Annotated in this window: 5 protein-coding genes and 1 pseudogene; 3 read left to right on the forward strand and 3 right to left on the reverse strand. The window is 64.1% G+C overall.

Annotation, left to right across the window (positions count from 1 at the left end; all coding sequences use genetic code 11):
• Positions 1-113: 113 nt before the first annotated feature.
• Both Q8K05_RS05025 and Q8K05_RS05030 read right to left on the reverse strand, forming a co-directional pair.
• The gene (locus tag Q8K05_RS05025; RefSeq protein ID WP_305245428.1) at positions 114-1,991 is read right to left on the reverse strand and encodes a putative nucleotidyltransferase substrate binding domain-containing protein; all 1,878 of its coding nucleotides are present in this window, start codon (positions 1,989-1,991) and stop codon (positions 114-116) included.
• Positions 1,992-2,138: 147 nt separating this feature from the next.
• Positions 2,139-3,272: an ABC transporter substrate-binding protein gene (locus Q8K05_RS05030; RefSeq protein WP_370868773.1), complete on the reverse strand. Its 1,134-nt coding sequence runs from the start codon at positions 3,270-3,272 to the stop codon at positions 2,139-2,141.
• A 131-nt stretch (positions 3,273-3,403) separates the two neighbouring features.
• Between Q8K05_RS05030 and Q8K05_RS05035 the strand changes: the two genes are divergently transcribed.
• The gene (locus Q8K05_RS05035; protein WP_305245429.1) at positions 3,404-4,258 is read left to right on the forward strand and encodes a YbaK/EbsC family protein; all 855 of its coding nucleotides are present in this window, start codon (positions 3,404-3,406) and stop codon (positions 4,256-4,258) included.
• 44 nt (positions 4,259-4,302) lie between these two features.
• Entirely contained in the window at positions 4,303-4,953 is a 651-nt protein-coding gene (locus tag Q8K05_RS05040; protein WP_305245432.1) for a 2-hydroxychromene-2-carboxylate isomerase, read from the forward strand.
• Between the two features lie 34 nt (positions 4,954-4,987).
• Here the strand turns inward: Q8K05_RS05040 and Q8K05_RS05045 are convergent, their stop codons facing one another.
• Positions 4,988-6,091, reverse strand: a complete 1,104-nt coding sequence (locus tag Q8K05_RS05045) for an ABC transporter substrate-binding protein (RefSeq protein ID WP_305245430.1) — start codon at positions 6,089-6,091, stop codon at positions 4,988-4,990.
• A gap of 179 nt (positions 6,092-6,270) precedes the next feature.
• Between Q8K05_RS05045 and Q8K05_RS05050 the strand changes: the two are divergent.
• Positions 6,271-8,063: pseudogene (locus tag Q8K05_RS05050) on the forward strand (excinuclease ABC subunit A); the annotation flags it as partial.

Here is an 8,063-nt window from a genome sequence, read left to right on the forward strand (position 1 = left end):
CCCAAGCCAGCAAAGCCAACCCAACCCGCTACCAATTGATTAGCGACTTTCAAGCCTTCAAGCCTTCAAGACTTCAAGACTTCAAGATCGCAGGCATGTCCAGCGACTGCGGCTCAGAACCGCCCCGACTGGTAACGCTGACTCAGCACACCCTGCAGCGTCTGCACCACCAGGAACGCGTCCTTGAGGTGGCTGCGCTCAAAGTTGGACAGCTCCTGCAGCGCCAGGAAGTTGTCCGGCGCTTGCCCGCGCGCAATCTGGCGCGCCTGGTGGGCGATGCGCAGCTTGCCCAGAAACTCCAGCGCATCGCGCAAATCCCGCGCGCCTTGCTCGCTTACCTCGCCGGCCTGCGCCACCTGCTCCAGCCTGTCGTAGGTGTTGACGGCTTGCACGCCGCCCGCCAGCGCATAGACCCGCGCCAAATCCACGATGGGCACGATGCCGCTGTGTTTCAGGTCAATGGTGCGGGCGTTGTCGCCGCCGCGAATCAGCGACAGGTTGCCAAACAGGCCCAGCGGCGGACGGTGCTTGAGCGTATTGCTGACCATGTAGGCCAAAAACAGGCTGTTGCCCCGGGTGCGCTGCAGCACCTCACGCCTCAGCGTGTCCAGCAGTTCAGACTTGCCGTAAATCGCACGCTGGTCAAAGAACACGCAGGTCAGCATCAGCGCCTTGGGCTCGGGCGTGTTCACCCATTGGTCAAAGTACTGTGCCCAGCGCTGGCGCGGTTGGCGCCAGGTGTCGGTCATGGCCATCATTTCGCCGGGGCAGTGGATGAAGCCGCAGGCGTCCAGGCCGTCGCAGACGAATTTTGAGAAGTCACGGAAATAGGCGCCGTGCGCGGCTTCGTCGTAGCCATCGTCCAGGATCATGCAGTGGTCCTGGTCGGACTTGGCGGTCTGTTCGCTGCGCGCCTGCGAGCCCGCAGCCACCCAGACATAGTCAATCGGCGCGGGCCCGAACTGCGCCTCGGCCAGGTGAATCAGCCGCGTGGTCAGCGCATCGGTGATGGCGGTGATGATGTGGCCCGTGCTGTAGGCGCTGGCATCGGCGGCGGCCAGGTGTTGCTGCAGCAGTTTGATGCGCGTGCTGATCCGGGCCAGCCCTTCCACCGTGGTTTGTTTGTAGATGTCGCTCGCCAGATAGACGGCCGAGGTGCTGTGCTGCTCGGTCAGGTCGGAGGCGGTGATCATGCCGGCGATGCGATGGCCGTCCATCACCGGCACGTGGTGGATGTTGTGGCGCGCCATCAGCAGCAGCGCCTCAAAGGCGGGGCTGTGGGCGTCCAGGGTCAAAGGCGCCAGCGTGGCGATGTCGGCCACCGGGCGCTCAATGTCCAGCCCCTGCGCCACCACCCGGTTGCGCAGGTCGCGGTCGGTGATGAGCCCGAACAGGTGGTCCCGCTCCACCAGCAGCACCGACGACACGCGCCGGTCCCGCATCAGCTCCGCTGCGGCGCGAATCGATGTGGTGGGCGGCAGGGTGATGGGTTCGCGCTTGATCAGCGTGCGGATCGGCGTAGCCAGCAGGTTGAGCGCCGTGCCCTGCTCGTCCGAAGCTGTGCCGCCCAGGGACGCGGTCCGGTCAAAGGCCGGCAGCGACGGGAAAAAAACGGCCAGCTGCGGATTCGCCTGGCACAGCGCGTTCACGGCGTCGGCAGGCAAAAACGCCAGCGAGGTCGCGGTGGCGGCCACCGCCTGCCAGGCCGCCTGCCGGTGCGCCGGGGTGATGCCGGCCCCAAAGCACTCGCCCGCATGCAGCTGAACCGTCCACCCCAGGTCAGGGTCTTGAAGGTCTACCGCCCCGCTGGCAATCAGGGCCAGCTGGTCCTGCAGCTGGCCCTGTGCCAGCACCATGGCGCCTGCCGCAAAGCAGGTCCAGTCGCACTGGCGGGCCAAGGCTGCACGCTCGGCTTCCGGCAGCAGCCCGAACACACGGTGGCGCGACAAAACCGCAAGGAGGCGGGGGAGGGTGGCGGTGTTTTGTGTCATGGCGGGCAGCAACAAAAGGGTGATGAAGAACCTCGATTTTCAATTGTTGCAGATGCCCGGCCCCAACGCTTGCCGAGCGGCTTGACGCGGCTCAATCGGTGGGCTGCCAGCGGGGGCATCGCCCGACGCCTGGGACGCAGCCACGCCTCAGCGTTTGAACTTTCCGCTACTGTCAATGATTGACAGGTCGGCGAAATCCAGGCCGCTGTGGTCGGTGGGGCTGTAGCTGATTTCAAGTCCGCCAATGTCAAACTTGCGCAGCCCTTCCAGCGCGTCGCGCAGTCCTGCGGGCGTCGGTTTGGGGCCCGCACGGCGCAGCCCTTCAACCAGTACCTTGGCGGCGGCAAAGCCTTCTATCATGGCGGGTGAAACGCCCTTCAGCCCTTTGACTTTGGCCAGTTCCCGCGCTTCCTTGATGAGCGGATAGGCAATCAGGTGCTCGTTGGGGAAAACCTGCGTGACGATCACGCCCCGGGCATGCGCGCCCAGCAGCTTGATGAAGCCATCCGAGGCATTGTTCGACAGGGTGACGATTTGCGCCCTGGAGCCTGCCTCGCGCAGGGTCTTCACGCCGCTGGACACATTGCCCGACGAACCGATGAACAACACGGCCTGGGCGCCGCTTTGCGCGACCTTGGCCGCGAGGGCGTTGAAGTCGGGTTTTTCGCGCGGAAACTTTTCCAGAAACAAAGGCTGCAAGCCCGCGTTCGCGAAGCCCTTTATGGCCCCGGCGGCCGAGTCGGCGCCGAAAGAGTCGTCGGTCTGCAGCACGGCAATGCGTGTGAGGCCGATGGTCGCCAGGTGCTCAATCGCCTTGATCGCCTCGCGCTGGTAGGTGGCCCGCACGTTGAACACCCAGGGGTTGACCGGCTCGTGCAGCGCCATGGCGCCCGTGCTTGGCCCCACCAGCGGCACCTTGAACTCGGCCAGCAGCGGTAGCAGCGCCTGCGCATGGGGTGTGCCCCGGTTCAGGAACAGGGCCAGCACGCCCTTTTGTGTAATGAGTTCGCGGGACACCTCGACCGTGGTTTTGGGATCAAACTTGTCATCTACCGGGATCAGCTCGATCTTTTGCCCGTTAACGCCGCCGCGTGCATTCACGGCATCGATATACAGCTTCGCGCCCTCGTTGTTTTCCTGGACCCCGGCGGCCACCGAGCCGGTGAAGCCCGAGGGCTGGCCGATGCGCAGTTGCGCCCAGGCAGGGGTGGACGCGGCCAGCGCGGCCGCGAGGGTCCAGGTGGTCAACGCCGTGCGTGACCGGAAGCAAATTTTTTTCAAGGGCGAGTCTCCAATGTGTCCGAAATTGTAGGCACCCGGCCTGACCTGGAAAATGTGGAAATGACGTAGCTGCACGGGGGGCCTTGTCAGCGTTCCTTAAAATGGCAGCTATCTCATTTTTGAAGCTTCGCATGTCTCAAGCTCTTTTTGAAAAAACGCCAACACCTGAAGATGTTCCTGCGTTGCAGCGACGCCTGCGTAGTGCGCCGCGTGGAGGCTTTGCCGATTGCGGTGCTGAGCTCAAAAGCCTTCCCGAAGGCGTGCAGCGGGTGGCAGCGCTGCTGCAAGCCCACGGGCATGCGCATGCGCCCGTCATGCTCGATGACGCCGCGCGCACCGCGCAGCAGGCGGCCGACGCCCTGGGTATTGCCGTAGGACAGATTGCCAAAAGCATTGTTTTTCGCCGCAAGCCGGATGATGTGGCCGTGCTGGTGGTGACCTCCGGCGACCAGCGTGTTGATGAAAAAAAGGTCGAAGCCCTGATTTGTACTGACGGCATGCGTCTCGGGCGAGCGGATGCAGCGTTTGTCAAAGACCGAACCGGATTTTCGATCGGCGGCGTTTCACCGCTCGCGCACGCCACGCCCCCGGTCATGCTGATGGATCAGTCGCTCTTTCGTTTCAACGAAATATGGGCCGCAGCCGGCCATCCGCATGCCGTGTTTCAGCTCTCGCCACAACAGCTTGAACAACTGACGGGTGCACGGGTGGCCGACTTCGCAGTCGATCTGGCGGCGGTTGTTGAAGATGAAAAAGTGGCGTTGCAGCGCGCCATCGGGTTGGTCACCCTGCGTGCCCCTGCGCTGGATGCCGCTGAAATTCTGTCGCCCTGTATTTCCATTTGCCGAATGAGCGCAGCCAGCGGTTGGTGCGAAGGCTGCTTTCGCACGCGTGAGGAAATTGCCGCCTGGGGTAGCGCAGACGCTGGCCGCAAGCGCGTCATCTGGAGCGCCATTTCGCAGCGCATGCGCGCCCTGCAGGCATGACGCCAGCAGACCTTTCCCCTGCACCTGCGCCACCGGACAGCGGCCTGAGGCACATCACGGTGTACCTCGACTTCATCTCGCCGTATGCCTGCCTGGCGTTTGAGCTGCTGCCGCAAGCCTTGATGGGGGTCAGCTACAGCGTCAGCTACACGCCCGTGCTGTTTGCCGGCCTGCTCAAGCACCACGGCCAGCTGGGCCCGGCTGAAATTGCCCCCAAGCGCGACTGGACCTACCGCCAGGTGCTGTGGCTGGCGCACAGCCGGGGCATTCCCCTGCAGTTGCCGGCCAGTCATCCGTTCAATCCCTTGCCCCTGCTGCGGCTTGCGCTGGCCTGCAGCCCCGAGTACGCACCGGCCACGCCCAATCGCTACGTGTGCGAGCGGATTTTTCACCATGTCTGGCGCGGCGGCGCCGAGGCCGCCGACACGCAGCGGCTCGACGCGCTGGCGCAGCAGCTGGCGCCGCGGCGTGACCGGCATGGCGACGCGGTCAAGGCGCAGTTGGCCCGCAATACCCAGGACGCGATCGCGCTAGGCGTCTTTGGCGTGCCCACTTTTGCGGTGGACGGCAAACTGTTCTGGGGGCTGGACGCGCTGCCGATGCTGCGCGACTACCTGCTGGGCGGCGACTGGTTTGCCGGACCGGACTGGCACGGCGCCGGTGGCGTGGCGCCCGGCGTGCTGCGTCCGCGTTAGTTTTTAGTGATTTCCGGATCGCGACCGTCGGCCTTCAGCGCTTGAATTTCCCGTCGGTGCCAATGATCGACAGGTCGGCAAAATCCAGGCCGGTGTGGTCGCCGGGGCTGTAGCTCACCTCCAGCCCGCCAATGTCCAGTTTGCGCATGCCTTCCAGCGCGGCCTGTAGTTTGTCCCGGCTGGGCTTGGCGCCGGCGCGCTGCAGGCCTTCAACCAGCACCTTGGCGGCCGCGAAGCCTTCCAGCATGGCCGGGCTGAGTTCGCTCGCGCCCTTGGCCTTGGCCAGATCCTGGGCTTCCTTGACCATCGGGTAGGCAATCGAGCGTTCGTAAGGAAAGACCTGGGTGACGATCACGCCGCGCCCGTTCTCACCCAGGCTCTTTATAAAACCGCCCGACGCGTTGTTGGACAGCGTCACAAACTGGGCCGTAGAGCCGGCTGCGCGAAAGGCCTTCACGCCATCGACCACCGCCTGCCCGGAAGCCACCATGATGACGGCCTGCGCATTGGACTGGAACACTTTGGGGGCGATCGGGCCAAAGTCGGGCTTGGCACGGTTGAATTTTTCCAGCGTCACGGCTTGCAGCTTGGCCGCCGTCAGGCCTTTTTGGGCGCCGACCACGCCATCGGCGCCAAAGCTGTCATCTACATAAACAATGCCAATCCGGGTGATGCCCATGGAGGCCAGATGGGTGACGGCTTTTTCAGCCTCCCGCTGGTAGGTGGCACGCACATTGAAGATGTGTTTTTGCACCGGCTGGTGCAGCACCATGGCCCCGGTGGACGGGCCCACCAGGGGCACCCCGTGCTTGTTCAGCAGCGGAATGATGGCTTCGGTGTGCGGCGTGCCGCGTGTCAGGAACATGGCCAGCACGTTCTGCTCTTCAATGAGCTTGCGCGCATTCTCGGCCGCCAGCTTGGGGTCAAACTTGTCGTCCAGTGAAATCAGCTCGATCTTTTGCCCGCCAACGCCGCCTTTGGCATTGACGGCATCCAGGTAAAGCCTGGCCCCCTCTATGGTTTCCTTCACGCCAGCGCTGACGGCGCCGGTGATGCCCGCGGTCTGGCCTATCAGTAGCTGGGCCTGGCTCACCAGCGCCATCAGAATCGCTGCGCACCACTTGTTCGGAGTTTTCATCTATGTTTCCATTTGTATTCGTCAAGGCGGCGAGTAAATCACGAATGGACCGATGTGACGAGTCAGGGTAAACCACGACGGCGGCAAAAATGGGCGTGGCCGGGGTCAATGCGCGGCGCTCGCATGCCCCGCGCGCCAGGCTCCTAGAATGTTTGACCTCTTCAGGAAAGACAGCCTCCATGCCCCAGGGAATCATCCGCATTCGCGGCGCGCGCCAGCACAACCTCAAAAACCTTGACCTGGACATCCGGACCGGCGAAATGACGGTGGTCACCGGGCCCAGCGGCTCGGGCAAATCCTCGCTGGTGTTCGACACGCTGTTTGCCGAAGGCCAGCGCCGTTATGTCGAGACTTTTTCGGCCTACGCCAGGCAGTTTCTGGACCGCATGGACAAGCCGGCTGTCGACAGGGTCGAAGGCGTGCCGCCCGCCATTGCCATTGACCAGACCAATCCGGTGCGCAACTCGCGCTCCACCGTGGGCACCATGACGGAGCTCAACGACCACCTGAAGCTGCTGTATGCGCGCGCCGCGCAGCTGTTTGACCAGAAGACCGCGCAGGCGGTGCGCCACGACACCCCCGAGTCGATTTATGCCGAGCTGATGGCGCGCACCGCCGAGGTGGACGCGCAATTTTCCGCCGGGCCGCCCCAAGGAAAATCAGCCCCCTCGGGGGGCAGCGCAGTACGCGAAGCGACAAGCGTGGGGGCTCGTCTGGTAGTGACGTTTCCGGTGGAGCTGCCCGGCAACACCAGTGCCGATGAAATTGCGCAGTGGCTGTCGGCCAGCGGCTTTACCCGCGTGCATGCCGAACGCGACATCGGCACGCCGGCCGGGCCGCACAAGCTGCTCGATGTGGTTGCGGACCGGTTCCGGCTGCACACGGCTGAAAAAGTGCGGGTCATTGAGGCGATTGAAACGGCATTGAGGCGTGGCGGCCGCATCAACGTCTATGTTCAGCCTGCGGAGGATGGGCAGATTGAGGCGATGTGGCGTTTTTCCACCGGCCTGCACTGCCCCGACAGCGACCTGCGCTACACCGACCCGACGCCTTCGCTGTTTTCCTTCAATTCGGCCATGGGGGCCTGTGAAACCTGCAAGGGCTTTGGCCGCGTGATTGGCGTGGACTACGGGCTGGTGATTCCCAACGACAAGCTCACACTGCGGGCCGGCGCCATCAAGACCATGCAGACGCCGGCCTGGAAGGAAGCGCAAGACGATTTGATGCGCCACGCCGAAGCGGCCGGCATTCCGCGCGACACGCCCTGGTCCAAGCTCACGCCCGAGCAGCAGGCCTGGGTCATCAATGGCTCGCCAAGCTGGAACGGCAAGTGGAGCCAGCACTGGTTCGGCATCAAGCGCTTTTTTGCCTACCTGGAAAGCAAGGCCTACAAGATGCACATTCGCGTGCTGCTGTCCAAGTACCGCAGCTATACGCCGTGCCATGCCTGCGGCGGCGCGCGGCTCAAACTGGAGCCGCTGCTCTGGCGCCTGGGCTCCAGGGAAGCCGCCGATGCGGTGCTGCCGCCCAGCCAGCGCTTCATGCCGGTGGGCGTGGACTGGACGCGCGCGCAGCTTGAAGCCCTGCCGGGGCTGTGCCTGCACGATTTGATGCGGCTGCCGCTGGATAAATTGCAGGCGTTTTTTGATGCCTTTTGTCTTGCTCCCTCCCCCTCTGGGGGAGGGCTGGGGTGGGGGCCGCCTGGGGCGGGAGCGCAGAGCCCCCAACCCAACCTTCCCCCAGAGGGGGAAGGAGCCATACCGGGGACGGGGCATGGCGAAGCGCAGGCGCTCAAGTCGCTGTTCGAGGAAATCCGCATGCGGGTCAAATACCTCTGCGACGTCGGCATTGGCTACCTGACGCTCGACCGCCAAAGCCGCACGCTCTCGGGCGGCGAGGTGCAGCGCATCAACCTGACCACGGCGCTCGGCACGTCGCTGGTCAACACCCTGTTTGTGCTCGACGAGCCTTC

Origin of the sequence: Polaromonas sp. (assembly GCF_030682935.1) — a bacterium.
Taxonomy (GTDB): Bacteria; Pseudomonadota; Gammaproteobacteria; order Burkholderiales; family Burkholderiaceae_C; genus Polaromonas.

Coding starts and splice junctions, on each gene's coding strand:
- Q8K05_RS05045 (WP_305245430.1), bottom strand. CDS start 6,091: ATGAAAACTCCGAACAAGTGGTGCGCAGCGATTCTGATGGCGCTGGTG.
- Q8K05_RS05035 (WP_305245429.1), top strand. CDS start 3,404: ATGTCTCAAGCTCTTTTTGAAAAAACGCCAACACCTGAAGATGTTCCT.
- Q8K05_RS05025 (WP_305245428.1), bottom strand. CDS start 1,991: ATGACACAAAACACCGCCACCCTCCCCCGCCTCCTTGCGGTTTTGTCG.